3 protein-coding genes are annotated in these 1,668 nt (G+C 29.0%); all 3 read left to right on the top strand.

What is annotated here, in order from left to right; translation table 11 throughout:
* The first annotated feature begins 110 nt into the window (after positions 1 to 110).
* Complete coding sequence (locus tag B0A78_RS12025; protein WP_097609705.1) at positions 111 to 779, top strand: hypothetical protein; 669 nt, start codon at positions 111 to 113, stop codon at positions 777 to 779.
* Positions 780 to 857: 78 nt separating this feature from the next.
* Positions 858 to 1,127 (top strand): hypothetical protein, encoded by a 270-nt coding sequence (locus B0A78_RS12020; protein WP_097609704.1) that lies wholly within the window; start codon positions 858 to 860, stop codon positions 1,125 to 1,127.
* Positions 1,124 to 1,668: hypothetical protein (locus tag B0A78_RS12015; RefSeq protein WP_133065789.1), on the top strand; the 545-nt coding region annotated here is incomplete at its 3' end. The genes B0A78_RS12020 and B0A78_RS12015, both read left to right, overlap by 4 nt.

Raw genomic sequence — 1,668 nt, 5'->3', positions numbered from 1 at the left:
AATTCATCGGATATTAACCCCGATTTTGAACGCAAATCCTATACCCAAAAACAATGGCGCATCATACAAGAAAAAGGCGTTGAAATTACCGTTTTAAAAACTATAACACAATGAGAAAAATTATTGCATTACTAACGTTTAGTATCTTATTGTCTTGTGGCAAAAGCACGTATTATGTATATGAAAAATACAAATATGATCCAGATTTTAGAATAAACTACTTAGATAGTTATTGCGCCCTGGAAATCACACCTAAAAAAGAGGTGATTTTTAGAGGTACATCTAATGAGTATTATATTTATAATAAACCTACCACTTATTTTGATGATAATAGTAGTTCATATATATATATATATAGCGATAAAGAAGCTACTTGGATAGATGAATATGGAATCTATTTTTGTCAAAGACCTTCCGAGTGTTTTTATTTCTCACCTGATGTTTATGAAATAGAAACTGAAAAATACAAATTTCAATCTATCTCAATCAATGATTACTATAATGCTAAAAATTGGAATAAACAATATATAAAATATGGATTTGATGAAAAGAACAAAGATTCATTAGTGCTTTCTAAAACTAATAATGTGATCGATTTTATTAAAAGTGAAGTTGCTTTTAGAAGTGCTAATATCCCTTGGTTTCCACCTTATTTAGTGAAAGTAAAAAAGATAGACTATAATAAATTTAAAAGGAAATGTCGTAGGTTAAAATACGCACATTTTAAAGATCCTAGAAAATTTGGGGGCAAAGTATTACACGTTGATAAACCGTATTAACCTTAAAAAAACCCTAAAAATGAAGGCGCATTAATATCCGAAGAAAACCATCAGTTTTATTTAGACTCAAATCAAGAATTGAGTGCAACACAAGCGCAAACCAAAGAGGAGTTAAAAAATAAACTTAAAGTTTTAAAAACAGAAAAAGAAACGGCTGATGGTTTAGTCGTTTATCCTAACTGGAAAACCCAATCAGAAACCTTAGACAACTATATGGATTATTACCAAAAAGCAAATTCATCGGATATTAACCCCGATTTTGAACGCAAATCCTATACCCAAAAACAATGGCGCATCATACAAGAAAAAGGCGTTGAAATTACCGTTTTAAAAACTATAACACAATGAGAAAAATTATTGCATTACTAACGTTTAGTATCTTATTGTCTTGTGGCAAAAGTACTTATTATGTTTTTGAAGAGTATAATTACGACCCTGATTTTAGAATAAACTATTTACATAGTTATTGTGCTCTAGAAATCACACCTAAAAAAGAGGTGATTTTTAGAGGCACATCAAATGAGTATTATATTTATAATAAACCTAACACTTACTCTAGTTCTAACAGTAGTTCATATATATTTATACATAGCGATAAAGAAGCAACTATTATAGGTGAATATGGTATATATTTTTGTCAAAGACCTTCCGAGTGTGATTATTTTTCACCTAGTGTTTATGAAATAGAAACTGAAAAATACAGATTTCAATCAGCACCTATTAACGATTTTTATAATTCACACAATTGGGGTAAACAGTATATCTCCTATATGTATAAGGATGGTAAAACTGACACCATTTTTGCATTAGATAATGATATGATGAAAAATTTCATTAAAAATGAAAAAGGTTTTAGATATGCTAATATTCCTTGGTTTCCACCTTATTT

The sequence above is a fragment of the Flavobacterium columnare NBRC 100251 = ATCC 23463 genome (genome assembly GCF_002530675.1).
In the GTDB taxonomy this organism is placed as follows: domain Bacteria; phylum Bacteroidota; class Bacteroidia; order Flavobacteriales; family Flavobacteriaceae; genus Flavobacterium; species Flavobacterium columnare.
Note: the sequence above shows the minus strand (reverse complement) of the source record. Positions and strands in the feature narration are given on the sequence as shown.